Genomic DNA, 24,198 nt, shown 5'->3' on the forward strand with positions numbered 1-24,198 from the left:
ATATGAATCATACGCCCGTGGACCCCATACAGTCTGGCAACAACCAGGCTGAACCGGAACTGACCCGACTGCCCTTTGCCTATGCCAAGCGGCATGGGGTGGTCATCGACCGGACGCCCAACGGTGCCCGGCTGTTTGTGCGCGGCGACACGCCGCCGTTTGCGATACAGGAAGCCATGCGCCTGCATGGTGACACCTTGCCGTTTGATACCCTGGATGATGAGCAGTTCGAACAGCAACTCGCCCGCATCTATCAGAGCCAGGATGAAGATCGCATGCAGCAGGCAGAGGAATTCTCTGACCTGGACCTGATGAGCCTTGCCGAATCTGTTCCCGAAACCGAGGATCTGCTTGAGCAGGAAGACGATGCGCCGATAATTCGGCTGATCAATGCCATTCTTACCGAAGCCATTCACGAGGCGGCCTCGGATATTCATGTCGAAACCTTCGAGAAGAAGCTGATTATCCGCTTCCGGGTGGATGGGGTGCTGCGCGAAGTGCTGCAGCCCAAGCGCGCACTGGCACCGTTGTTGATCTCGCGTATCAAGGTCATGGCCAAACTGGATATCGCTGAAAAGCGATTGCCGCAGGATGGTCGTATTGCTCTCAAGGTGGCGGGTCGGGAAGTGGATATCCGGGTCTCCACGTTGCCCTCCAATCATGGGGAGCGGGTAGTCATGCGCTTGCTCGACAAGCAGGCAGGGCGGCTGACCCTGTCACACCTGGGCATGATGGAAGAGGACGAGGGGCGCCTGCGTGATCTGATAGCCCGACCTCACGGCATCATACTGGTCACCGGGCCCACCGGATCCGGTAAGACCACCACCCTGTATGCCGCCCTTGAACACCTTAATTCGGCCAGTCGCAACATTATGACCGTCGAAGACCCGATTGAATACTCGCTGCCCGGCATTGGCCAGACGCAGGTCAACAGCCGCATTGAAATGACTTTTGCCCGGGGGTTGCGCGCCATTCTGCGCCAGGATCCCGACGTCGTCATGATTGGTGAAATACGGGATGCGGAAACAGTACAGATTGCCGTTCAGGCCAGCCTGACCGGCCACCTGGTATTGAGTACGCTGCACACCAACTCTGCTGTCGGGGCCATTACCCGCTTGCAGGATATGGGAGTGGAGCCGTTTCTGTTGTCCTCCAGCGTGATTGGAGTGCTGGCCCAGCGCTTGGTGCGGACCCTGTGCCCTGACTGCAAGCAGGGAGCGAAACCCGACAAGGCCGAGCGCCAGTTTCTCGGGCTAAGCGATAAAGACGATCTGACCCTATACCATCCCACGGGCTGCAAAGCCTGCAAGAACACCGGTTATCGCGGGCGGATGGGTGTCTATGAACTGGTCCTGATCGACGATGAGATGCGCAAGGCCATTCATGAGGGTGCCGGAGAGTTTGAACTCGGGCGACTTGCCCGCGCCCGCACTACCGATATCATTGCGGATGGGGTGCACAAGATCAAAGCTGGACTCACCACCATCGAGGAAGTCATGCGGGTGAGCAGGAACCTCTGATGGCGGCATTCGAGTACGAAGCTCTGGACGCGTCTGGCCGACGAAAGAAAGGTGTTATCGAAGCCGACAGTGCGCGCCAGGTCAGGGCGCAATTGCGCGAAAAAGGCTGGGTTCCGGTCGCCCTGGAGCCGGCCGCTGAGCGCAAGAGTCGTGGCGGTTTTCTGCGCGGACCCGGTCTGAGTGTAGCCGAGCTGGCCATGGTCACCCGCCAGTTGGCAACCCTGGTCGGGTCAGGCATGCCACTGGAAGAGTGCCTGCAGGCGGTTGCCGAACAGAATGAACAGCGCCGCATCCGGTCTATCTTTCTGGCTGTACGTGCCCGGGTCATGGAAGGCTACAGTCTGGCCCAGGGTCTGGAGACCTACCCGCGCGCGTTCAATCACCAGTTTCAGGCCACCGTCAATGCCGGTGAGCAATCCGGCAAGCTGGATCTGGTTCTTCTGCGCTTGGCAGATTATATCGAAGAGCAGGATGCGACGCGGCGCAAGCTGCAGATGGCAGCCACTTATCCGGTGATACTGAGCCTGGCGGCCATCGGGATTATCGTCTTCCTGCTCAACAGTGTGGTACCGCGCATTCTCGAGGTGTTCGCCAGCAGTGGTCAGGCTCTGCCCGCGCCGACAAGGGCGCTGATTGCCACCACTGAATTCCTCGACAACTACTGGCTGCACATGATCGGGGTGATCGTTGCGGCAGTGATACTGTTCATTGTCTGGAATCGTAGTGAGAAGCGCCGCTTCTTGATGCATCGGCTGTATTTACGGCTACCTTTCATTGGGCGCCTTATCCGTGGCTTCAGCACCGCACGCTTTGCCAGTACAGTGGCCATGTTGTCCGGCAGCGGGGTACCTCTGGTCGACGCCATGCGCATTTCAGCCTCGGTGGTGACCAATCTGCCCATCCGACAAGCCGTGCAGGATGCGACCCGAAAGGTCAGTGAAGGAGGGTCGTTGAGTCGCGCACTGTCCGAGGCTGGTTATTTCCAGCCGATCATGGTCCACATGATTGCCAGTGGCGAGGCCAGCGGTAAACTCGATGAAATGCTGGCACGCACTGCACGCAGCCAGGAGGAAAACCTCAAGGATCTCATCACCACGGTCATGAGCCTGCTGGAGCCTCTGATGCTGGTGTTGATGGGTGCCATCGTGATGGTGATTGTGCTGTCCGTTGTGCTGCCTCTGACGCAGATGAACACCATGATCTGACAGGCCAGTCGGGCCATAATTCAAAGAAACGAGAGAACGGGACACATGTTGAAACAGGGTCGACGCGAAGCGGGTTTTAGCCTTATTGAACTGATGGTAGTGCTGGTTATCATCGCCGTTATCACTGGTCTGGTGGCACAGAACTTTATCGGCCGCGATGATGAGGCCAGGGTTCAGGCCGTGCGGGCCGACTTCAACAGTGTCGAGAATGCCTTGCAGATGTACCGTCTGGACAATGGCCATTTCCCCAGCAACGAGCAGGGCCTGGATGCGCTGATGAGCGAACCCTCGGGTTCACCGACGCCGCGCAACTGGCGCGGCCCTTATCTTCGGTCCGTGCCCCGGGACCCTTGGGGCAATGATTATGATTATGTCAATCACGGCAGCAATCGTGTCGAGATCATCTCCTATGGCGCCAATGGCCAACCCGGTGGTGACGGCTTTGATGCCGACCTCTCCAGCCTGGATGATGAATGAGCGCAGATCGGTCCGGGGCCTGAGCGCCGGGTTTTCGCTGCTGGAACTGCTCACCGTTCTGATCATCATGTCGGTCGTCGTCTCTCTGGTCGCACTGGGCCTGGCACCCGAAAACCGGGAGCGGAGCCATGAGCGCTATATGCCGCAGCTGCAAAGTTTCATTCTTGAGGGCTATACCACCGCTCGTCTGCAACGGCGAGACTATGCCCTGCACTGGTACCGGGATCAGGTTCATCTGTATTCACTGGCGCTGACCCTGGATGAGCAGGGAGATGAGCAGGTGATCGCTGAACCTGTGGACAACTGGGAGTTGCCGGATAGCCTGGAGTTCAGACTGGGCCTTACCAACGAGTCCATGATGCTGCCGTCCTGGACCGGAGAAGTGCCCGAAGCCGATGCGCTGCACGTGCTGATCAGACCTGATGGCACCAGCGACAACCCCTGGCAACTCGAATTGATCTGGGCCGATGACGGCGAACTCTGGCAGCGCCTGGTCTCGGATGGGTTCAATCGACCCCAGTGGCGGGCCGCCAATGAATAGAACGACACCCAACCGACTGGCCGGTTTTACCCTGCTGGAGGTCATGATCGCTCTCGCCGTGTTTGCCGTCATTGCCTCCGGCCTGACGCTGACTGCCACCCAGAGTATCCGCAACACCGAGGGCCTGCAGGACCGGACTCTGGCCCGCTGGGTTGCCGAAAACCACCTCAATGAGCTGCGCCTGTCCGATCTGCCGGCAATCAATGACTACAGCGATGACGTCACCAACTTCGGTCGCGACTGGATTGTCGAATGGTCGGTGGAAGACCCGGAGTCCGACACCTATGGCGAGTACCTGCGCCGGGTCACCGTGCGGGTTTATCTGGACGATGGCGAGACGCGCATGGACGAACTCGTGGCACTGCTGCCGAGGTCGCTGTGAGGCGGCGCCAGCGCGGTTTCACGCTGCTGGAGTTGATGATTGCTCTGGTGGTCACCGTGCTGCTGGCGGGTGGCACCCTGGCCATGGTCATTCAATTCAGCATGACCCGAGAACGCGTGACCGAACGTCTGGAAGCGCTGGATCGTCTGCAGTTGGCGCAGGATCGTCTGCGCCAGGACTTCGAACAGCATGTTCCCGAACGGCAGGTCGCCGACGACTTCGGCAATCTGCAGCCGGCGCTGGTCAGCAATGAAGAGACCCTCCTGACATTGACCCGGCATGGCTGGCGACGCTCTGCCATCAATCCCGAACTGCGCTCCGACCTGCAGCGCGTGGAGTACCAGTTGGTCCCGATAGATGATGAACGCTGCCGCATGGGTCTGACCTCCGAACAGTGGGCCAACCGCAATGATCTCGAGGGGGATTGCCTGATCAGACGATATCGCCAACATCTGGAAGCCGAGGCAGAAAACCCCTGGCGGGAGCAGGTTATTCTGGCCCCGCTGGGCGAAATCGAGTTCAGTTTCCGGGGACTGAATGAGGAGCGGAGCATGGAAGACTTCGATGCCTGGCCACCTACAGAACCGGTTGGGGGAGAGCAGCCGGGCAGTCTGCGCGCGGTTACCGTCACCATCGACTTCGGTGGCTTCTCACCTGCCCGGTTTGTATGGACTGTTCCTGGCGCGTTGCTGCCCGAGGAGGCGTCGCAATGAAGCGGCAATCGGGCGTTGCACTGATTCAGGTCTTGCTGGTATTCGCCATCCTGATGACGCTGGCCATCCAGTTGACCTATCGCCAGCAACTCAGCATTTCGGGCACTCGCCATGTGCTCGACAGTGGCCAGGCCCGCGCCTGGCTGCTCAGCGTCGAAGCATTGGGGCGCGCCGAACTGCAGCGCGATCTGGACACGCCGCTGTTGCCGGAAGACTGGGGAGAGTGGTCGGACCCGTTCGATCTGGAGCCTGGTGAGGCCGTATTCCGCCTGACCCCGCTGGAAGCACGCTACAATCTGAACTGGTTGCACGCTGATTCCGGTGTTGATGAGGCTTCGGAACAGGTACAGCGACTGCTCAGCGAGCACGGGCAGGACAGCGGCTGGCTGCAGCGACTGGCGGACTGGTTTGATCCGGACAGCGGAGCCGAATTCGAATACCGGCTGGTGGAACCCGGCTACCGACCGCCTTTCTACCCGATTGCCGATGCCAGCGAGTTGCGCCTGCTGATGCCGCAGCAGCAACCGCTGCCGGAACTCGACATAGAAGGCTGGGGCACCTTCCTGCCACCCACCTCGCGCATTGATCTGAACCTGGTTTCCGAGCCCGTATTGCGCGCCTTGCATCCGGACATCGGAGAAGACCAGTGGCTGGCTCTGGAGCGGGCCCGTGAGGACGGACTCGAGGAGGTGGATGACTGGCTGACCCGCGAGGCCATGGAGATACTCAGTGATGAATTGCCAGAAGGCTGGTTTACCGTCCAGGGGGCCTACTTCCTGCTGGAAGCCAGAGTGGAGTACCTGGAACAGACCCTGAGCCTGACCAGTTGGCTATGGCGCTCGACCGATGGTTCAGTCGAAGTCTATCAGCGAAATTACCTGCCCGTTGACGGTCCTGCGGTGGACAGTGGCGACCCGGATGACGACAATGACAACCCGGATAACTGACAGGCTTCCATGAAAGCACAGACCCTATTTATCAGCCCCGACGCTCGAGCCCAGCATTTTAACTGGCTGCTGATCGAAGACGGGGAACGACAGGCACCGGCCAGTGGCCCTGAACCGGAACTGGCGGAAGCACTTGCGGAACTGGCACCCTTGCAACCGCAGGTGGTTTTTGTGCTGCCTGCAGAAGCGGCACTGCACACCGCCGTGGAAGTACCGAAACGGCAACGGCGCTTTCTCAGCCGGTCTCTGCCGTTCATTCTTGAAGCGCAGACCGCGCAGGATATTGAAGAACTGCATATCGTGCCCGGCGATGCGCTGGCTGGGGACCTGCTGGGCGTCTATGCGCTGCCTCATCGATTGGTGCAGACTCTGCTGCGACTGACTGAGACGGCCGGCCTGTCGCCGCGGGCCATGGTTCTGGAAACACAACTGCTGGCGGCCCGGGGGCGAGATCGAATCCATATTGCCTGGCAGGGAGAACGCGTTCTGGTCAGTGTGCCGGGGCGGGGCATGGCCTGTACCCGACAGAATCTCTCGGCCTGGCTGGAGCGGCTGGTGCCCGAGGGGCAGACAGACTGGCCCGTGGGCCTGCATGTCAGCCCGGAGTTGACCACCGAAGCCAATACGCTGGTGGCCGAACTGGAGCAAACCTGGCCGACTCTCGAGCCGGTGCAGACGGTTGCCGAAGGCTGGCTACCCATGCTGGCGGATTTCTGGCTGGAAAACCCGCGCGTGCGCAATCTGCTGACGGGCCCTTATGAGCAGGTCAATGCGTTCCAGCGCTGGAAGCCAGCCTTTGCCGGCCTGGCGGCGGGGCTGGGCTTGCTGGCGGTCAGTGGCGCGCTTTATTTTGTGGCCGACCTGCGGCAGACAGAAGCGCGTGCCGAGGCGACCTGGGTTGCGGCCGATAACCTTTTTGCCGAGGCGGTCAACGGCTCGATGAACCTGCAGCGCCAGCGTGTCCGCCAGCAGATCGATGACTTGATTTCGCGCGGTGACAATACCGATGCGGACGGGGGAACCTTTTTACCTCTGCTGGTCAGAGTCAATACGGCATTGAATGGTGAGCAGATTCGGCTCGAAGAACTGCGCTTCACGGCAGACCGTTCGGAACTGCAGATCCAGGTTCGTGCCCAGTCCACGGAAAATCTGGAGGCGCTGCGCAGTGAACTGGAAGCACAGAACCTGACGGTGACCTACTCGGCCGGGCGCACAGAGGATGGCTTCCGGGGCAACTTCCGAATCCAGGCAACGACTGGGGGAGGCGCTCTGTGACACTGATACCGGCACAACTGCAACAACGTTGGGCGACCTACACCGCTCAGGAAAAAGCCATCTGGTCAGGTTTGGCTGGCGGGCTGCTGGCAGTTCTGATCTGGCTCTATGTCCTGCAACCACTGGCAGATCGCCACGCCGCTGCAGAGCAAAGCCTGGCGCAGGCGGAAGACGCCCTGCAACTGCTGCAGCATGCGGCCCCGCGTCTTCAGATGATCACTGGAGCTGATGCCGGCAGTGTGGATACCGTACAGAGTATGACCAATCTGCTCAGCCAGACAGCGGGCAACAATTCGGTTGAACTGACCCGCTTTGAGCAGAGCGGTGCCGACGGGCTTCGTCTCTGGCTGGACAATCAGCCCTTTGACCGGGTTCTCGCCTGGCTGGCCGAACTGGACAGCTACGGTGTTGAAGTGGATCAACTGACCCTTAGCCAGGGTAACCGGTCCGGTACTGTGACCGTTCGTGGCGTAGTTGCCCGCCGCTGAAGCGGCGGCAAGAGATATCCCCTTGCAAATCGATGAGGTAGTTGATGGATTTTGATCTGTTTGTCATTGGTGCAGGTTCCGGAGGCGTTCGCGCGGCTCGAATGAGTGCTCAACTGGGTGCTCGGGTTGCCGTTGCCGAGGTGTCCGACCTGGGCGGCACCTGCGTCAATCTGGGGTGTGTCCCGAAGAAGCTGTTTGTCTACGCAGCCCAGTTTCGTCGTGGATTTGCGGACGCCGCAGGCTTTGGCCTGGCAGTCGATGCGCCTGAGCTGGACTGGCCCACTCTGCGCGACAATAAAAACCGTGAAATCAAAAGGTTGAATGGTATTTATGGTAACCTGCTTGAAAATGCCGGATGTACTCTTTATCGCGGCAGGGCAACCATAACCGGCCCCAACAGCGTCCAGGTGAACGGGGAGACCATCACCGCGCAGCGTATCCTGATCGCCACCGGAGGCTGGCCCTTCGTGCCCGACATCCCGGGCCGGGAACATCTGATCACCAGCAACGAAGTGTTTCATCTGGAGTCCTGGCCAAAGCGGGCTTTGGTGATCGGTGCCGGCTACATTGCCGTTGAATTTGCCGGCATCTTCAATGGCACTGGCGTCGAGACGACGTTGGTGCACCGAGGTGACCAGGTGCTGCGCGGGTTTGATGACGATGTTCGTCGCTTTGCCCAGACCCAGTACGAGGCCGCCGGCCTACAACTGGAGTTGAATACCCAGGTCTCTTCGGTAGAGAAGACCAGTGACGGCTTTCAGGTGACTCTGACCAATGGCAAGCGAATTGATACCGATCTGGTGCTGTGTGCCACCGGGCGTGTGCCCAACACCGAAGGCCTTGGTCTGCAAACCGTCGACATCAAGACTGATGATCGGGGGACCATACTGGTCGACGACGAGTTTCAGACGACGGCAGACAACATCTACGCCCTGGGCGATGTCGTGGGACGGGCTGAACTGACCCCTGTGGCACTGGCAGAGGGCACCTATCTGGCGCACCAGTGGTTTGGCGAAGGCGGCAAACCGGTGCGCTATGATGTTATCCCGACGGCGGTGTTTTCAGAGCCCAATATCGGCACCGTGGGCCTGACGGAAGAGCAGGCTCGCCGCGAGCACCGAATTACCGTCTATGAGAGCGAGTTTCGGCCAATGCAGAATACGCTGTCAGGCAACCCGTTGCGCGCCTACATGAAACTGATCGTCGAACAGGGCAGTGAACGGGTACTGGGCGTGCACATGGTTGGGCCGGATGCCGGCGAAATCATGCAGGGATTCGGCGTAGCCTATGCGATGGGCGCCACCAAGGCCGATTTTGACCAGACCATTGGCATCCACCCCACATCGGCTGAAGAATTTGTCACCCTGCGCACACCGAGGAAAGAGACGCCATGAAACGAGATCTGGCCCTGCAGTTTTCCCGTGTCACGGAGGCCGCCGCTCTGGCCGGCCACAAGTGGCTCGGTCGTGGCGACAAGAATGCGGCTGACCAGGCCGCCGTTTCGGCCATGCGAACCCTGCTCAACACCAGTGATATAGACGGTGAAATCGTTATTGGTGAGGGTGAAATTGATGAAGCTCCGATGCTTTATATCGGAGAGAAGGTCGGCCGCGGCGGTGAGGCTGTGGACATAGCGGTAGACCCCATAGAGGGCACCCGGATGACGGCGTTGGGGCAGTCCAACGCCGTTGCCGTGCTGGCGGCGGGTGAACAGGGGTGTTTTCTCAAGGCCCCCGACATGTATATGGAAAAGCTGGTTGTAGGGCCGCAGGCCAAGGGCGTGATCGACCTGGAACAATCGCTGGAAAACAATGTCCGGGCAGTGGCCACCGCGTTGAACAAGCCGCTGCAGGAACTGACCCTGGTGACTCTGGAAAAACCACGACACTTCGCCATGATCGAGCAGCTGCAGCGTCTTGGCGTCAAGGTTTTCGCACTGCCCGACGGTGATGTGGCGGCCTCGATACTGACCAGTGTGCCGGACAGTGAAGTGGACATGATGTACTGCATCGGGGGTGCGCCCGAGGGCATTATCTCGGCGGCGGTTATCCGCGCCCTGGGTGGAGACATGCAGGGCAGGCTGGTGCTGCGCCATCAGGCAAAAGAAGACACTGCAGACAATCGAGAGGCCGGGGCACTGGAGGCTGAGCGCTGCCAGAGCATGGGTATCGAGCCCAGTCAGCGACTGCGCCTGGAAGACATGGTCCGCTCGGACAATCTGGTGTTTTCTGCCACCGGCATTACCAAAGGTGACCTGCTGCAGGGGGTTACCCGCCAGGGCAATATGGCCACCACAGAAACCCTGTTGATTCGCGGGCGCTCAAGAACGGTGCGGCGTATCCAGAGCACCCACTACCTCGAGCGCAAGGATGAGGCGGTCAGGGCCGTGATTCTGTAGCTGAAGAGTGACCCGCTCTTACGGGTCACCGTGGTCCAGATAGGTGCTGTCGTCCATGCCTTCGCGCAGCCACTGCATGAAGTCCCGGGAAGCCGCCTCATCCAGCCCCGAGGCGCTGACCTGATCTTCCAGCGCCTGCAACAGGGTATCCGGGTCGAAATTGACGAAACTCAGCACCCGGCGCACGCTGTCGCCATGCTGCATGTTGTGCAACTCCATCTTGCCCTCTTCATCCAGCAGTACATCAACTGAATTGGTATCACCAAACAGGTTGTGCAGGTCACCCAGTATTTCCTGATAGGCACCCACCAGGAAGAACCCCAGCAGCCCGCTGTCGGTGTCCAGTGGAGGGCAGGGCAGTGTTGATTCAACACCTTCATCGTCAACATAGTGGTCGATACGGCCATCCGAGTCACAGGTGATGTCCCGCACTACAGCCCGGCGCAACGGCTGCTGTTCCAGGTTCTGAAGAGGTACTACCGGAAACACCTGGTCAACACCCCAGGCGTCGGGCAGTGACTGGAAGAGGGAAAAGTTGGCAAAGACACGGTCCGCCATCTGTTCATTCAACTCGTCCAGTATTACCCGGTGCGGGCGACGGGCCGGGTTCAGGCGCTTCATCAGGGACAGTGCAGTGGCGCGCAATACCTGCTCGCCGTCCGCCCTCTGCGCCAGATTGACCTGTCCGAGCGCAAAGGCCTGATTGATTTCCGTGGAATAGGTCACCAGGTCATGATGGATTTCCACCAGGCTGCGCGCCCGGTCATCCAGGGTCTGGTAGTTCCGCCAGATATCGTGCAGTAGAAGCGGACTGTCCGGATCAGGCGCACTGACCTCGTCTTCCCTCGGGCGCTCCACCCCAATCACATTGGTCAGCAGTACGGCGTGGTGGGCCGTCATGGCGCGACCCGATTCGGAGATGATATCCGGCTGCGGCAGGTCGTTTGCCAGCGCAGCATCCCGGAAGGCATGCACCACGCGCTTGGCATATTCATCCAGTGAATAATTGATCGAGCAGGTGCTGCGTGAAGCCGTGCCCTCATAGTCCACACCCAGGCCGCCACCCACATCGACGACCTCTATGGGCACACCCAGCAGGCGCAGCTCACTGTAGAAGCGAGCCGCTTCGCGCAGGCCGACCTGAATATCCTGGATATTGGCAATCTGGCTGCCCAGATGAAAATGCAGCAACTGAAAGCTGTCCAGAACCTTGTGTTGGCGCAGTTGCTCGACCGTGTGCAGAATTTCACTGGCGGAGAGACCGAATTTCGATTTGGGGCCACCCGTATCCTGCCAGTTGCCCTTGCCGATGGTCGACAGCCGAGCGCGAACGCCGATACGCGGTTTTACGCCAAGTTCGCGCGCCACAGACAGGACGTCATTCAGTTCACTGCTTTTTTCCAGCACCAGAAACACCTTGTGCCCCAGACGCTGACCGACCAGCGCCAGGCGGATATAGTCCCGGTCCTTGTAGCCATTGCAGACAATGGTGGAGCGCCCCGGCTCTGAGAGGGCCAGCACCGCCAGCAGCTCGGGCTTGCTGCCGGCCTCCAGCCCCATGTGGCCGTCCAGCGCCGCTTTCTGACCCCGCACTATCTCGCGCACCACCCCAAACTGCTGATTCACCTTGATCGGATAGACCGGGGTAAATCGGCCGTGATAGTTCTCCAGCGCTATGGCGCGCTGAAAACTGTCGACCAGAGAGTGCACCCGGTCATGCAGAATATGAGGGAACCTGACCAGCACCGGTAGCGATAACCCCTGCTCCCGCAGCGCAGTGATAATGGCGGGCAGACTGACCTGATGCCCTGTTTTCGGATCAAGAGCGGCCACATCGCCTTCCGGTGTGACGCCGAAGTAGCCAGCGCTCCAGCGGTCCATGTTGTAGAGGTGCAGACTGTCGGTGGCGGTCCAGGGGGCATAACGGGAAACCTTAAGAATTTTGAGTTGCTTGAGTGGACAGTAGACGGTCGACAGTAAAGGGACCCAGCCCAGTTTCTGTTCGCAGACAGCACTTTCGTCCTGGTGTTGCCAGAAAGCAGAACTGTTACCTGTATGCTGTTCACTGTCATCTGTCGACTGTCCTCTGTCGACTCAACAAAACCTTGAATTCCTGATCCCCACCCCCATTACCCATGCCATTGCAAAACTTGTTCAACTGATCCCAGAACATGAGGATGGACGGCATCATGACAACGGCAACCACCGAAAAGCGAGAATTTCAGACCGAGGTCAAGCAGCTTCTGCACCTGATGGTGCACTCCCTGTACAGCAACAAGGAGATTTTCCTGCGCGAACTGATCTCCAATGCGTCCGATGCGGCCGACAAACTGGCCTTTGCGGCCCTGGAAGACGACAGTCTTTACGAGAATGACGGCGATCTGCGTATCCGTATCGATTTTGATGAAAAGAAAAAGACGCTGACGCTGACCGACAACGGCATCGGCATGACGCATGATGAGGTGGTGTCCAATCTCGGTACCATTGCGCGCTCCGGCACTGCCGAGTTCCTGCAGCAACTCAGCGGCGATCGGCAGAAGGACTCCCGCCTGATCGGTCAGTTCGGTGTGGGCTTCTACAGTGCTTTCATTGTTGCGGACAAGGTAGAAGTGCGCACCCGAAAAGCGGGCACTGCGCCTGCTGAGGGTGTCTTCTGGTCCAGTGAGGGCAGCGGCGAGTTTGAAGTCGGACAGGTGGAGAAAGCCGAGCGCGGCACCGAGGTAAAGCTGTTCCTGAAGAAGGAAGAGAAAGAGTTCCTCGATGAGTGGCGCCTGCGCAATCTGGTCGGCAAATACAGCGATCATATTTCCGTGCCGGTGATGATGGAAGTTCGCGACTACGAGGCAGAAGCCGCAGAAAAAGGGGACGACGAAGAGAAGAAGGTCGACCCGAAATACAAGCTGGAAAAGGTCAACACCGCCACCGCACTCTGGACACGCGACAAGTCCGATATCTCGGAAGAGGAATACCAGTCCTTCTACAAGCACATTTCGCATGATTTCAACGATGCGCTGACCTGGAGTCACAACCGGGTGGAGGGTAAGCTCAATTACACCTCATTGCTCTATGTGCCGGGCAAGGCGCCCTTTGACCTCTGGAACCGTGATGCGCAGCGCGGCCTGAAGCTTTATGTGCAGCGTGTCTTCATCATGGACGACGCGGAGCAGTTCCTGCCCCTGTATCTGCGCTTCATGAAGGGTGTGATCGACAGCAATGACCTGTCACTCAACGTTTCGCGCGAGATCCTGCAGAACGACAAGACCGTAAGCTCCCTGAAGACAGCTCTGACCAAGCGCACACTGGACATGCTGGAGAAGCTGGCCAAGAAGAAGCCGGAGCAGTACCAGGCGTTCTGGGACGAATTCGGACAGGTGCTTAAAGAAGGTCCGGCAGAAGATTTTGCCAACCGCGAGAAGGTCGCCGGCCTGCTGCGTTTCGCCACCACACAGACCGGGGAAGAAGCCCAGAGTGTGGCGCTCAAAGACTATGTGGAGCGGATGAAAGACGGCCAGAAAGCCATCTACTATGTAGCGGCGGATTCGCACAAGGCCGCGCTGGGCAGCCCACACCTCGAGGTGTTCCGCAAGAAGGGCATTGAAGTGCTGCTGTTGTCGGATCGCGTTGACGAATGGCTGATGGGTCATTTGAACGAGTTTGACGAGAAGCCGTTCCAGGACATCGCCAAGGGTGAACTGGATCTGGGCGATCTGGAAGATGAGGCCGAAAAGAAGCAGCACGAAGAGACCGACAAGGCCTTCCAAAGCCTGACCGGCCAGATCGCCAAGGAACTCGAGGATGACGTCAAGGAGGTGCGCACCACCCATCGTCTGACCGACTCCCCAGCCTGTCTGGTGGTGGGTGAGCATGACATGGGTGCTCAGATGCAGCGTCTGCTGGAGGCGGCCGGGCAGCAGGTGCCGGCCAGCAAGCCGATTCTTGAAATCAACCCGGAGCACCCACTGATTCAGCGCCTGAACACGGAAACCGACGAAGCCCGCAGCCGTGAGCTGATCAGTGTGGTCTACGAGCAGGCTCGACTGGCCGGGGGCGATGGACTGAAAGATCCCGCAGCCTATGTGCAGCGTATCAACCGGCTGCTTCTGGACCTCGCACGATAATTACGCAAGGCCACGCACAACGGGGGATGAATTTATCCCCCGTTGCCGGTAAAATGCGCCGCAACCTCAAGGAGTTTCTGTGCGGATGCTGAAATCAATGACTCGTGTCGCGCTCGCGGCACTGGCTCTGGGCTGGTCTGTACCGGCACTGGCTGGTGGCTCAGTGGATATTGCCCTGACCAATGAATCCATTCGTGGTGAACACGGTGCCGTAAGAGCAGGCACCGCCGCCTATCTGACGGTGGGCGGCTGGTATCATTTGGAGAACGGCCAGATGGGCCATGTGGGTTTCCACGCCATCGACCCAAACAACACCCGTCCGGAACTGGTAGCCGGCCTGGGTGGCAAGGGCTTTCTGTTCAAGACACCCGGCTTTGATACCAGTGCAGCGGTTGGCCTCGGCGGTTTCGTGCGTTATCAGCCGGACAATTTTCAGGGGTTCGGTGGCGAACTCGCTGCCTATTACTCGCCACCTGTGCTTGCCTTCTCCAGCCTTGAGCAGTTCTATGACCTGCAGGCGCGCCTGTCATACGAAGTGCTTCCTCAGGGCCGGGTGTTCGTGGGCTACAGTCACCTGCAGGCGGACTATGACGATGCCGATGTAGAGCTGGACTCCTCATTTACCATCGGATTTCGAGTTCGCTACTGACCGTGCGCTCTGTTCACAGATTGCTTTACCGGTTTGACTGTCTGCAGCAGGTGACGACGCAAGACAGCGGCAGCGAAAAAGCCCTTTCAGACGCCCGACGGCTCCTGCTCTGGCGTGCCTACGTTGGCCTACTGCAGTCTTTGGCCGAGGTCTACCGGGTACGGCCTGATGCGGCTCTGGACCCTGCCAGTGAACAGACCTGGCTGCAGTCGCTGGCCGAGTTCAATCCACAAATGGCAGAGTTGTTGCTGATCGAGCAGGCGCGAGCAGACCAGAACCACTGGCTGCATGCACTGGTCCAGTGGTGGCGGGGTTACTGGCAGGCAGCGCAGACGACGCCAGCCAGCTCCGAACGAATCAACCTGACCGGGACCGAGGTCGATTGGGCACTGGATGCCCGAAACGGCCTTGCCGCCTGGGCAACTGAGCTGGCGAAATACAGCCAGACCAATTGAGAGGTATTACATGTACTGGGAAATCGTCGAATTGGAAGATGGCGCCATTGCTCTGGTCCGCGAGGATGAAGATGAACCCGTGCTGACCATCGGTTTTTCCGATGAAGCCAGAGAGCGCCTGGCGAGTAACCACATGGAGGTGGCCAAGGCGATGATAGGTGCCGGTATGGATGCGGTGGAGCATTTCACCATGCTGGAAGAAGAGTCTGATAGTGCTGATGAAGAGCTGTTGCTGGATGACCGGGACAGTCATACGGTGGTGCACTGAGCCGGAGATGCCGGCTCAGACGTCGTCACCGTCCGCACGCTCCAGAGAACCACTGAGCAGCAGAACGTTCAACGTCCGCCTGGCGCTGTCTGACTGACTCGCTGCCCACAGGCTTTGCCAGCGCCAGCGGTTGCCGTTCAACAACAGGTCAATCAGCGGTCGGTCTGATTCTTCCAGTACAAAAGCCCTGCCGTTAACATACAGGCGCGTTCCCCAGGCCGTCATGCGGGTGGGCAGGGCGCCGCGTACCATGACATCTTCCGCCATATCGCCCATCTGATTTGCTGCATCTGCCTCGAGTTGATTTTCCGTACCCTGCCAGTCAAACAGATCATATTTGTTCTGCGTCATGTAGGCACCCAGCCAGTCCGCCAGAACCTCATCCCGCGCTGCGGTGCGTGTCAGCAGTCCGCGCAGGCGGTCCAGGCTGGCTGCACTCAGCCGTCTGTCAGTGGCTTCTGCCGGAGAGATGTTCGCGTCGGAATAGCGCAGAAACTCGATGTCGTCTTCCAGCTCCGCGCGCAGCGCCAGCCCGTGCAGGGCTTCATAGGCATCCGGGGCGCGAAAGCCGACAGACCAGGTCATGCAGGTATCCAGAGCAACGCCGTGGTGGGCATAGCGCGGAGGCAGGTAGAGCATGTCCCCGGGTGCCAGGTCCCAGACCTGTGTCGGTTCGGGTATTCCCTGACGCAGAATGCGCAACGGGGCGCCTTCGATGATGGGGGTGTCCGGGTCGCAAGGGGCGCCCACTGTCCAGCGTCGATGACCTTCCACCTGCAGCAGAAAGACATCATATTGATCGTAATGCGGTCCGACACTGCCCTGGTCCGGGGCTATACTGATCATGATGTCATCCAGTCGCCACGCGGGCAGGAATTTGAACTCCGACAGCAGCTGGCTGACCTCGGGCACCCACTGATCCACCGCCTGCACCAGCAGACTCCAGTGGGACGCTGGCAGACTGGTCAGGTCCTGTTCACTGAACGGGCCGTGGCGCACGGTCCATGGCTGCCTGGCGCCCGGTGTCTCCGTCACCAGACGGCTCTCGATCGAGTCCTCCAGCGCCAGCCCGGCCACTTCATCCGTGCTGATGCCAGGCTTGAAGTCAGGCAGCGCCTGTCGGAACAGGAGTGGTTTCTGCTGCCAGTAGTCGCGCAGGAACTCCGCCTGTGACAGGCTACCGAACAGCAGTTGTTCCCGGGCGTTATCGGTCATCAGGCGTTCAGACCTGTTTGGCCTGGGCCGCTGCATTACCGATATAGGTTGCAGGGCTCATCGCCAGTACCCGTTCTTTCTCGGCGGGCGGCAGGTCCAGGCTGCGCACAAACTCCGTCATGCTTTCGTGCGTGATGGCCTTGCCCCGGGTAAATGCCTTCAGCTTTTCATACGGCTCTGCAATTCCGTAGCGTCGCATAACCGTCTGCACCGCCTCTGCCATGACTTCCCAGGCCTGATTCAGGTCTGCATCGATTCTGGCCTTGTTGGCTTCCAGCTTGCTGATGCCCTTGCGTGTTGCCTCATAGGCAATGAGGCTGTGCGCCAGGCCGACGCCCATATTGCGCAGGACGGTGGAATCCGTCAGATCACGCTGCCAGCGTGAAATCGGCAACTTGGCACTCAGATGAGACAGCAGGGCATTGGCGATGCCCAGGTTGCCTTCGGAGTTCTCGAAATCAATCGGGTTGACCTTGTGCGGCATGGTGCTCGAGCCGACTTCGCCTTCCACTGTGCGTTGCTTGAAATAGCCCAGCGAAATGTAGCTCCAGATGTCGCGGTCGAAATCGATCAGGATGGTATTGAAGCGGCAGATGGCATCGTACAGTTCGGCGATGTAGTCGTGCGGTTCAATCTGCGTGGTATAGGGGTTCCAGGACAGGCCCAGCGACTCGACGAAAGCCTGTGCATTGGCGGCCCAGTCAATATCCGGATAGGTTGCGAGATGGGCGTTGTAGTTGCCCACCGCGCCATTGATCTTGCCCAGATACTCGACCTTCTCCAGTTGACTCAACTGGCGGTCCAGCCGCGCCACAACATTGGCCAGCTCTTTACCGAGCGTAGTGGGAGATGCGGTCTGACCATGGGTACGCGACAACATGGGCTGGTGCGCATGCTCATGCGCCAGTTTGCGGATGTCGTCGGCGATGGACTGCATGACCGGCAGCAAGACATCACTTACGCCGTGGCGCAGCATCAGGGCGTGAGACAGGTTGTTGATGTCTTCCGACGTGCAGGCAAAATGTACGAACTCACTGATGTCAGCCAGCTCTTCGACTTCGGCAATCTGTTCCTTGATGAAGTATTCGACGGCTTTCACATCATGGTTGGTGGTGCGCTCAATAGCCTTGATGCGCTGTGCGTCTTCTTCGGTAAACTGTTCAGCCAGACGATTGAGGCACTCATTGGCCTGCGCAGAGAAAGGCTTTACCTCACTGATGCCGGAGTGGTCGGCCAAACGCTGCAACCAGCGTACTTCCACCAGCACGCGATAACGGATCAGGCCAAACTCACTAAAGTGCTCGCGCAAGGGCGCGCTTTTGCTGCCATAGCGGCCGTCTACAGGAGAAATTGCGGTAAGGGCGTTCAGTTCCATGCGGGATTCTCGTGGTTCGGGATCAGTCTTTGCGCTCATCCGAGCGCTCGTCAGTGTCTTCTTTCACTGCCGGCTCGTGCGGTTCCTGGCCGGTCAGCAGGTTCTGAATGGCATACAGCAGGCGACGACGACCCAGCAGCAGTTGCAGTCTGCGGCCACCGACCTGGCGCCAGAGCAGGGCAGAGCGCACTCCAAACAACAGCAGCATACGAATCTGGTCTGCGTGGCGCTGCTGGTTCAGGTAACTCGGATTGCCGGTGACCTGGATGCGAAATTTCAGTTTGCTCAGTGTGTCCTGGTAGTTGCGCGCCAGGGAGCCGACCACAGCATCATGCAGCGGGTCCTGAAAGTATTGCTTGCGCTCGACACTCTGCTGGATAAGGTCCCCCAGCGCGCTCAGCATGTCCGGCTTCTTGCGCAGACGGTTTTCAAGGTGCAGCAGGCTCATGGCATAACGCACAATATCGTTGTGCACTGCACCACGCTGTCGACTGAGCAACTGGCGCAGGATCGTCAGTCCGCTGCGCAGATTGGCGGCGGAGCCGAAAACATCCTCGGTCGACGCAGGATTCAGATTGAGCAGGGCGTTGACGGCAGTGGTCATCTCGTCGGCCGGGCACTGGCCCTGACGTGCAATACGCTCGACCATGCTCGCAGCCTGAAATACGCCCGCCAGTGCCAGGGCCTGCTCATGAATATCATGCTGGCTCATATCAGCGCCAAGCCTCCTCAATGACGCCGCCACCCAGGCAGACGTCTCCGTGATAAATGACAGCGGACTGACCGGGCGTAACGGCCCGCTGTGGCTCTGCAAACTCTATGGTGTAGCCTGTTTCCGTGGGAACAAGGCGGCAGGGCTGGTCTGCCTGACGATACCGGTGCTTGCAGGTCATTGGCAAGGTAAGGTCGGGCTCTTCACCACTGATCCAGAACAGGTCACTCACTCTGGCCTGTCGCGTATAAAGCAGGGGGTGGTCAATGCCCTGAACGGCAATCAGCACATTGTTGTCCAGGTCCTTGTCCGCGGCAAACCAGGGGGCTTCAGGATAGTTTTTCAGGCCGCCTATGCCCAGACCCTGTCGCTGACCAATGGTGTAATACATCAGGCCGGCGTGCTCGCCAATCACATCACCCTCCGGTGTCTTGATCAGGCCGGGCTGGGCGGGCAGATACTGCTTCAGAAAATCACTGAAACGGCGCTCTCCGATAAAGCAGATTCCGGTACTGTCTTTTTTGTCATGGGTTACCAGGCCTTCCTCTTCCGCAAGCTGTCGCACCACCGGCTTGTCCAGTTCGCCGACCGGAAAGAAGGTTAGTGCCAGTTGCTCGTGACCGACCTGATGCAGAAAGTAGGACTGGTCCTTGTTGCGATCAAGCCCTTTGCGCAGACAGGCCCGCCCGGACTGATCGGCACCCCGTTGCACATAGTGGCCGGTGGCAATCATGTCGGCGCCGAGCACCCGGGCATAATCAAGAAAGGCTTTGAACTTGATTTCCCGGTTGCACAGTATATCCGGGTTGGGTGTTCTGCCCGCTTTGTATTCAGCCAGGAAGTGCTCGAATACATTGTCCCAGTACTCGGCGGCAAAGTTGGCACTGTGCAGCGTTATGCCGAGTCGGTCGCAGACTGACTGGGCATCGGCCAGATCCTCCTTGGCCGTACAGTATTCGGTGCCATCGTCTTCTTCCCAGTTCTTCATGAACAGGCCTTCCACCTGATAGCCCTGGCGCTGCAGCAGCAGGGCGCTCACAGATGAATCGACGCCGCCTGACATGCCGACGATAACCCTGGTGTCATCTGGGTGAGGTCTGGGATCGGGCATTTCAGCCGTAATTGTTTTCATGGATCAGCGAGAGCGGATAGGCCTGACCGGCCAGATCATCCTCAATCAATTTCAAGACCAGCGGCGAGCGCAGCTCACCCCGGTGATGGAGCGCCTTGATCTCTTTCAGCGTCAGCCAGTGAACGGCGACAACGTCCTGATCCAGCGGATTTCCGGTTTCTTCGAGTGCCTCTGCGGCAAGACCGAACCGGTAGTAGGTTGTACCATTGGGCGCCTCATACACATAAACACCGACCAGGTGAGACGCGCGGATCTGCCAGCGCGACTCTTCCAGAGTCTCGCGCAGGCAGGCAGCCACAATGGTTTCACCACTCTCCACATGTCCGGCAGGCTGGTTGTAAACTTTGCGCCCGTCGTACACTTCTTCGACGATCAGGTAACGGTCTTTGCGTCGGACCAGGGCGGCCACTGTAATATGGGGTTGAAACGTCATGCCTGAGTACCCGAAAAATGGGACGGCATGGTAACTGAAAGCCGTCCGTTTTGAAACCAGCAGGCTGCAACAGCACCGCCCCGTTTATCCTTTGATTATCCTTCGTCCTGCTGACCCGACGCGGACGCCTGGGGCGTCGCCGGGTCAGGTAGCAGAAAATCTTCCACGATTTGTGCCAACTCGCGGACATAGCGGCCCCCGGGGGAGGGCGGGTTGGGCGAGGAGGTGACCACAATAGTCAATTCGAGCTCGGGTATTACCCACAGGACCTGGCCACCGTATCCTCTGCCATAGTAGGCGCGATGGCCGCCCAGTTCGGTAATGAACCAGCCGTAACCATACAGGTCTCCGCTCCACCGTGAAGTGCCTCTTGGCTGCCAGGACAAATCTACCCAGTGTGGGTCAAGAACCTGTCGCCCGCCAATGCTGCCGCCCTGGCGGTACATTTCGCCGAAGCGCAAAAGCGCCCGGGGTGACATCAACATATCGTTGCCGCCAAAGTAGATACCCTGTGGGTCTCTCAGCCACTGCGGAATGCGCACGTTCAGCGGCTCCGACAGCCATTGCTGCGCCAGTTGCCATGTCGTCTGGCCCGAGGCATCCGTCAGTGCCGCCGACAGCAAATGGGAGCTGCCGGTCGAATACAGCCGCTCATCACCCGGATCGGCCACGAATTCCCTTGACAGCACATAGCTGACCCAGTTGTCACTGATTACCCAACGCGCATAGTTGTTGCCCGATGTGCGCTGCAGGCCAGCCTGCATGGACAACAGGTTGCCCACGGTAATGTCGTCGACCTGAGGATCTGCATTGGCGGGCACCCGATTGCTCAGCAGGTCGACAACAGGCTGATCGACGGACTCGATCACCCCTTCTTCAATAGCCTTGCCGACCAGTGCCGAGAGGATGGTCTTGGAAACAGATTTGATGTTGACCGGCTCGAAGGGGCCCGGACCGCCCCAGGTTTCCTCGAAGAATATCTCCCCCTGATGCGCCGCAATCACGGTATGCAGTCGGTTGTATTGACTGAAGGCTTGGCGGGCCTGTTCCGGGTCGGTTCCCGCCGGCGCAGCCCAGGCGGAAGTGACGCTCAGGCCAGCGAGCGCGAGAGTGAGCAGGGTGGTTCGAAGCTGATTCACTGAATGCAGTCTCCAGAGTCAGTTGCGGGTATCGAAGCGGGCTTTCTGTTCAGCACTGGCTTCGGTCTGGTAGCGGGATTTCCACGTCTCGTAAGGCATACCATAAACGGTTTCCCGAGCGCTCTCCTTGTCCAGTTCTATACCCTTTTTTGCAGCCGCTTCCGCATACCACTTGCTCAGGCAATTGCGGCAAAAGCCGGCAAGATTCATCAAATCGATGTTTTGTACATCCTTGCGGCTGTCCAGATGCTCCAACAGGCGCCGGAACACGGCCGCCTCGACTTCAGTTTGTGTCTTGTCATCCACGTTAAAGGCTCCCCGGGTCGTCGATTGCGGTTATGCGACACCTGATCTTCTAGATTTTTCACCGGGCAGTATACGTACTTTGCATTTGACGTGGCTCGCTTTTTTCCTTTCCTTTGTAGTCCGAGTCAATCTGGTGCCGCCGTTATCTCTAACGATGAAGACTGTATTGCTCATCCTGCGCTTTCACCGGACTTTTTGGTGCCGGGTTTTACCTGGCATCGGGATACCTGGAGTGCACCGCTTTCGCGTGCGCCGGGTTCTGTTGCCGCTGAACCTTTGCTCAGGACCGGTTAGACTGTTCCCGTCTTGATCATCGCAATCTTCAATGAGGTTCTCATGCTCTGGGAAGTCGGGCTGATCCTGCTGGTGGTTATCAGTGCCTTGTCAGTTGTCTGGACAACGGTGCGTTCGGGCATGTCACCCATGCCCAGTTCCCGCGCGGCACGAGCCGCCATGCTGGAGGCACTGCAAGACACCGATGGCGCCATCGCAGACGTAGGCTCCGGCTGGGGGCATCTGGCTCTGGCTGCAGCCCGTCGTTACCCGGATCGGCAGGTGGTCGGGTATGAACTGTCCTGGCTGCCCTGGCTGGTCTCGGTGCTGAGTGCCCGGCTACTGAGGCTGCACAATGTGCGGCTGCTGCGCACTGATGGCTTCAGAGCCCTGGCCGAGTCCGGTCCCTGGCCGGTCGGCACGGTGATTTGCTATCTGCATGGGCAGGGCATGCGGCGGCTCAGGTCGGTGCTCGACTCCGCCCCCGAGGCACCGCGCTGGATCATCAGCAACAACTTTGCCCTGCCGGATGCTGTGCCGGAACATCAATGGCGGTTGCGCGACTTTCATCAATCACCGGTGTACCGTTATCGGTGGCCGGACAGCGCGCAATGAACGCCTTCATACCCAGTGTCACTACACTTGTGAGTGAATGGGGTTCAGATTGCCGGCTCAGCCGCTTACACTAGTGCCCTGTCAGTACACTGGCCCACAACAATGAACAACCCGGGGAAGCCAAGCACATGATCATCAAGCCAAAAGTCAGAGGTTTCATCTGTACGACATCTCACCCTGTCGGCTGTGCCGCCAATGTCGAAGAGCAGGTGAAGTTTGTCGAGCAGCAGAACATTCGCGGCAATGGGCCGCAGAATGTCCTGATATTGGGCTGTTCGACCGGTTATGGTCTGGCGTCCCGCATCGTCAGTGCATTCGGATATGGCGCAAAAACCCTGGGAGTCATGTTTGAAAAGCCGGGTACCGAGAAGCGGACCGCCTCGGCGGGCTACTACAATACTCTGGCTTTCGAGGAACGTGCGCGCAACAAAGGGCTCTATGCCAAGACGCTGAATCTGGATGCGTTCTCGCAGGAAGCCAAAGCCGAAGTCATCGAAGCCATTCAGGCCGATATGGGCAAGATTGACCTGGTGGTCTACAGCCTGGCCTCTCCACGGCGCAAAGACCCGGTAACGGGCGAGGTCTACAGCTCGGTGCTCAAGCCGGTAGGCGAAGCGGTAACCCGCAAGACTCTGAATACCGATTCCGGTGAAGTGTCTGAATTGACGCTTGAGCCCGCCAGTCAGGAAGAGATTGATGCCACCATCAAGGTGATGGGTGGCGAAGACTGGGAGCTCTGGATGGATGCGCTGGACCAGGCAGGTGTGCTGGCTCCCAATGCCAAAACCACGGCCTATACCTATATCGGGAAGGAGCTGACCTGGCCAATCTATGGTCATGCGACCATCGGCAAGGCCAAGGAAGACCTGGATCGTGCAGCCCAGGCCATTACCGGCAAACTGCAGGCGGGCCAAGGCGGCAAGGCCAGGGTGTCCGTGCTCAAGGCTCTGGTCACCCAGGCGTCCTCCGCGATTCCGGTGATGCCACTTTATATCTCCTTGCTGTATCGGGTGATGAAAGAGCAGGGCACGCACGAAGGGGCTATCGAGCAGATCTATCGCCTGCTGGCGGAGGAGCTCTACAACCCGGATCGCGATCCAATTTTGGATGAATCCGGTCGCGTGCGGGTTGATCTGAAAGAGCTGGATGATGAAGTTCAGACCCGGGTCGAACAACTCTGGCAGGAAGTAACCACGGAGAATGTGAAGTCAATCTCCGATTTCGCCGGTTATCAGGCGGACTTCTTCCGGTTGTTCGGGTTTGGTGTGCCCGGCGTCGACTACGAGGCCGATGTAGACCCGCGCGGTTGACCGGCAGCGAGTGCGTCGATCAGGCGCACTCTGCCAGCAAACATCCTTTCTCAACAATCAGGTTCGAGTCCAGGGAAGCAGAGTGAGCAGTCCTGAAGCGACATTGTCCAGTTTCAAGGCCCTGGGCCGGCTGATCCGTTACGCGCGTGGCTATCGCAGGCGTATTGTCGCTGCCACCACCTGTTCGGTTGTCAACAAGGGAGGTGCGGATGAATTCTTGGACTACAACGGAGGTAGTTTATGTATTCGTAC

The 24,198-nt window shown here is 58.9% G+C and carries 25 protein-coding genes; 17 read left to right on the forward strand and 8 right to left on the reverse strand.

Annotation, left to right across the window (positions count from 1 at the left end; all coding sequences use genetic code 11):
* Positions 1-2 precede the first annotated feature (2 nt).
* The 11 genes from gspE to glpX are packed head-to-tail and all read left to right on the forward strand — an operon-like array spanning position 3 to position 9,946.
* Complete coding sequence (gene gspE / locus LAT62_RS03795; RefSeq protein WP_293379265.1) at positions 3-1,520, forward strand: type II secretion system ATPase GspE; 1,518 nt, start codon at positions 3-5, stop codon at positions 1,518-1,520.
* Positions 1,520-2,725: a type II secretion system inner membrane protein GspF gene (gene gspF, locus LAT62_RS03800; protein WP_293379211.1), complete on the forward strand. Its 1,206-nt coding sequence runs from the start codon at positions 1,520-1,522 to the stop codon at positions 2,723-2,725. Before gspE ends, gspF begins: the two co-directional genes overlap by 1 nt.
* A gap of 45 nt (positions 2,726-2,770) precedes the next feature.
* Entirely contained in the window at positions 2,771-3,202 is a 432-nt protein-coding gene (gspG, locus tag LAT62_RS03805) for a type II secretion system major pseudopilin GspG (RefSeq protein WP_293379213.1), read from the forward strand.
* Complete coding sequence (locus tag LAT62_RS03810; protein WP_293379215.1) at positions 3,171-3,743, forward strand: Tfp pilus assembly protein FimT/FimU; 573 nt, start codon at positions 3,171-3,173, stop codon at positions 3,741-3,743. Before gspG ends, LAT62_RS03810 begins: the two co-directional genes overlap by 32 nt.
* Positions 3,736-4,125, forward strand: coding sequence for a type II secretion system minor pseudopilin GspI (gspI, locus tag LAT62_RS03815; RefSeq protein ID WP_293379217.1), 390 nt, complete (start codon positions 3,736-3,738; stop codon positions 4,123-4,125). Before LAT62_RS03810 ends, gspI begins: the two co-directional genes overlap by 8 nt.
* Positions 4,122-4,838, forward strand: a complete 717-nt coding sequence (locus LAT62_RS03820; RefSeq protein WP_293379219.1) for a GspJ family type II secretion system protein — start codon at positions 4,122-4,124, stop codon at positions 4,836-4,838. The genes gspI and LAT62_RS03820 overlap by 4 nt, the downstream gene beginning before the upstream one ends.
* Positions 4,835-5,785 carry a type II secretion system minor pseudopilin GspK gene (gspK, locus tag LAT62_RS03825; RefSeq protein ID WP_293379221.1) on the forward strand — a complete coding sequence of 317 codons (951 nt, stop codon included), beginning with the start codon at positions 4,835-4,837 and terminating at the stop codon, positions 5,783-5,785. The genes LAT62_RS03820 and gspK overlap by 4 nt, the downstream gene beginning before the upstream one ends.
* 9 nt (positions 5,786-5,794) lie before the next feature.
* A complete protein-coding gene (gspL, locus tag LAT62_RS03830; protein ID WP_293379223.1) occupies positions 5,795-7,060 on the forward strand; it encodes a type II secretion system protein GspL in 1,266 nt (421 codons plus the stop codon).
* Complete coding sequence (gene gspM / locus LAT62_RS03835; protein ID WP_293379224.1) at positions 7,057-7,548, forward strand: type II secretion system protein M; 492 nt, start codon at positions 7,057-7,059, stop codon at positions 7,546-7,548. The genes gspL and gspM overlap by 4 nt, the downstream gene beginning before the upstream one ends.
* Positions 7,549-7,592: 44 nt before the next feature.
* On the forward strand, positions 7,593-8,942 hold the full coding sequence (gene gorA, locus LAT62_RS03840) for a glutathione-disulfide reductase (RefSeq protein WP_293379225.1): 1,350 nt from the start codon (positions 7,593-7,595) through the stop codon (positions 8,940-8,942).
* Positions 8,939-9,946 carry a class II fructose-bisphosphatase gene (gene glpX / locus LAT62_RS03845; protein WP_293379227.1) on the forward strand — a complete coding sequence of 336 codons (1,008 nt, stop codon included), beginning with the start codon at positions 8,939-8,941 and terminating at the stop codon, positions 9,944-9,946. Before gorA ends, glpX begins: the two co-directional genes overlap by 4 nt.
* An 18-nt stretch (positions 9,947-9,964) precedes the next feature.
* Here glpX and speA read toward each other — a convergent pair whose 3' ends face one another.
* Positions 9,965-11,941, reverse strand: coding sequence for a biosynthetic arginine decarboxylase (gene speA, locus LAT62_RS03850; RefSeq protein WP_367120520.1), 1,977 nt, complete (start codon positions 11,939-11,941; stop codon positions 9,965-9,967).
* A gap of 194 nt (positions 11,942-12,135) precedes the next feature.
* Here speA and htpG point away from each other — a divergent pair, with 194 nt between their 5' ends.
* The 4 genes from htpG (at position 12,136) to LAT62_RS03870 (ending at position 15,436) form a co-directional block, all read left to right on the forward strand.
* Positions 12,136-14,064 (forward strand): molecular chaperone HtpG, encoded by a 1,929-nt coding sequence (htpG, locus tag LAT62_RS03855; RefSeq protein ID WP_293379229.1) that lies wholly within the window; start codon positions 12,136-12,138, stop codon positions 14,062-14,064.
* Between the two features lie 85 nt (positions 14,065-14,149).
* Positions 14,150-14,713, forward strand: a complete 564-nt coding sequence (locus tag LAT62_RS03860) for a YfaZ family outer membrane protein (protein ID WP_293379232.1) — start codon at positions 14,150-14,152, stop codon at positions 14,711-14,713.
* A 50-nt stretch (positions 14,714-14,763) separates the two neighbouring features.
* The gene (locus LAT62_RS03865) at positions 14,764-15,168 is read left to right on the forward strand and encodes a hypothetical protein (protein ID WP_293379235.1); all 405 of its coding nucleotides are present in this window, start codon (positions 14,764-14,766) and stop codon (positions 15,166-15,168) included.
* A gap of 10 nt (positions 15,169-15,178) precedes the next feature.
* Complete coding sequence (locus LAT62_RS03870; RefSeq protein WP_293379238.1) at positions 15,179-15,436, forward strand: hypothetical protein; 258 nt, start codon at positions 15,179-15,181, stop codon at positions 15,434-15,436.
* Between the two features lie 15 nt (positions 15,437-15,451).
* On the opposite strand, the gene LAT62_RS03875 is transcribed toward LAT62_RS03870, so the two are convergent.
* The 7 genes from LAT62_RS03875 to LAT62_RS03905 form a co-directional block, all read right to left on the reverse strand.
* Positions 15,452-16,651: a cupin domain-containing protein gene (locus tag LAT62_RS03875; protein ID WP_293379241.1), complete on the reverse strand. Its 1,200-nt coding sequence runs from the start codon at positions 16,649-16,651 to the stop codon at positions 15,452-15,454.
* A 7-nt stretch (positions 16,652-16,658) separates the two neighbouring features.
* Complete coding sequence (purB, locus tag LAT62_RS03880; RefSeq protein ID WP_293379271.1) at positions 16,659-18,026, reverse strand: adenylosuccinate lyase; 1,368 nt, start codon at positions 18,024-18,026, stop codon at positions 16,659-16,661.
* A gap of 22 nt (positions 18,027-18,048) precedes the next feature.
* Positions 18,049-18,738 (reverse strand): high frequency lysogenization protein HflD, encoded by a 690-nt coding sequence (gene hflD / locus LAT62_RS03885; protein ID WP_293379244.1) that lies wholly within the window; start codon positions 18,736-18,738, stop codon positions 18,049-18,051.
* A gap of 1 nt (position 18,739) precedes the next feature.
* A complete protein-coding gene (mnmA, locus tag LAT62_RS03890; RefSeq protein WP_293379247.1) occupies positions 18,740-19,849 on the reverse strand; it encodes a tRNA 2-thiouridine(34) synthase MnmA in 1,110 nt (369 codons plus the stop codon).
* Between the two features lies 1 nt (position 19,850).
* Entirely contained in the window at positions 19,851-20,303 is a 453-nt protein-coding gene (locus tag LAT62_RS03895; RefSeq protein WP_293379250.1) for an NUDIX hydrolase, read from the reverse strand.
* Between the two features lie 95 nt (positions 20,304-20,398).
* A complete protein-coding gene (locus LAT62_RS03900) occupies positions 20,399-21,442 on the reverse strand; it encodes a serine hydrolase (RefSeq protein ID WP_293379253.1) in 1,044 nt (347 codons plus the stop codon).
* An 18-nt stretch (positions 21,443-21,460) separates the two neighbouring features.
* Positions 21,461-21,748: a DUF1244 domain-containing protein gene (locus tag LAT62_RS03905; RefSeq protein ID WP_293379256.1), complete on the reverse strand. Its 288-nt coding sequence runs from the start codon at positions 21,746-21,748 to the stop codon at positions 21,461-21,463.
* A gap of 336 nt (positions 21,749-22,084) precedes the next feature.
* Here LAT62_RS03905 and LAT62_RS03910 point away from each other — a divergent pair, with 336 nt between their 5' ends.
* Positions 22,085-22,636: a methyltransferase gene (locus LAT62_RS03910; RefSeq protein WP_293379259.1), complete on the forward strand. Its 552-nt coding sequence runs from the start codon at positions 22,085-22,087 to the stop codon at positions 22,634-22,636.
* A 128-nt stretch (positions 22,637-22,764) separates the two neighbouring features.
* Positions 22,765-23,946: an enoyl-ACP reductase FabV gene (fabV, locus tag LAT62_RS03915; protein WP_293379262.1), complete on the forward strand. Its 1,182-nt coding sequence runs from the start codon at positions 22,765-22,767 to the stop codon at positions 23,944-23,946.
* The last annotated feature ends 252 nt before the right edge of the window (positions 23,947-24,198 follow it).

The sequence above is a fragment of the Natronospirillum sp. genome, assembly GCF_022565775.1.
In the GTDB taxonomy this organism is placed as follows: Bacteria; Pseudomonadota; Gammaproteobacteria; order Pseudomonadales; family Natronospirillaceae; genus Natronospirillum.